The sequence below is a fragment of the Mycolicibacterium houstonense genome, assembly GCF_900078665.2.
GTDB classification, from domain to species: Bacteria; Actinomycetota; Actinomycetes; order Mycobacteriales; family Mycobacteriaceae; genus Mycobacterium; species Mycobacterium houstonense.
In genome coordinates this window covers 1-810 of sequence record NZ_LT546211.1, presented here as the reverse complement: position 1 = coordinate 810, position 810 = coordinate 1, and the positions used below count along the sequence as shown (strand labels likewise).

The window sequence follows — 810 nt, the reverse complement described above, 5'->3', positions numbered from 1 at the left end:
AACTCGGGGAGTTCGGCAAGGTTGTCGGTCGACACCGCGCGGCGTTCGGCCCAGCCCGCCTCGCCGCTGAAACCCACCACCCGGGTGCCGACCGGCGGACCGGAGCCGTCGGCCGCGGCCGCGGTCACCACACCGGCGCTGTCCCATCCGGGAATCTCGCCGGGACGGCGCATCGCGTCGATGAAGTGCAGTTCCCCGAAGTTCAGCGCGATGGCGTGGACGTCGATCAGGGCCTGGGATTCGCCGGGCGCTGGTTCGGCGACATCGTCGAACCGGAGATTGGCCGGAGCGTGCGGGTCGTAGACGATGGCTCGCATGAAGGGCCAAACCCCGAACGGCCCGCCGCTATTCCCTCCCATACGGTTGGAAATGTGAGCGAGCAGGACCGCGTCCGCTGGGATGCGGCGTACACCGGTCGGGAATCGGTCGACGCGCCGGATGCGCCACGGGCTTTCCGCCGTCACGAGGACGCGTTTCCGGTCGCGGGGACGGCACTCGACGTGGCGTGTGGTCCCGGGCTGAGCTCGGTGTGGTTGGCCCGGCGGGGTTTACGGGTGTCGGGCCTGGACGTATCGGTCGTGGCGATCGACCGGGCCAGACGACTGGCGGCGGACCACGGTGTGTCCGGGCGGTGCCGTTTCGAGGTGGCCGATCTCGACGACGGATTGCCGGACGGGCCGCCGGTCGACGTGGTGCTGTGCCATCGCTTCCGTGACCCCGGGCTCTACCCGGCACTGGCCGCCCGGCTGCGTCCGGGCGGGCTGCTGGCCGTGTGTGTGCTCAGCGAGGTCGGCGCGGAGCCCGGCCGAT

2 protein-coding genes are annotated in these 810 nt (G+C 71.1%); one reads left to right on the top strand and one right to left on the bottom strand.

Going from position 1 to position 810, the window contains the following annotated elements:
• Positions 1–317 (bottom strand): alcohol dehydrogenase catalytic domain-containing protein (locus tag BN4332_RS32205; protein ID WP_435405221.1); only part of this gene is annotated, 317 nt, incomplete at its 3' end.
• Positions 318–371: 54 nt separating this feature from the next.
• Here BN4332_RS32205 and BN4332_RS32200 point away from each other — a divergent pair.
• A partial coding sequence (locus BN4332_RS32200; protein WP_066904344.1) for a class I SAM-dependent methyltransferase occupies positions 372–810 on the top strand: 439 nt, incomplete at its 3' end.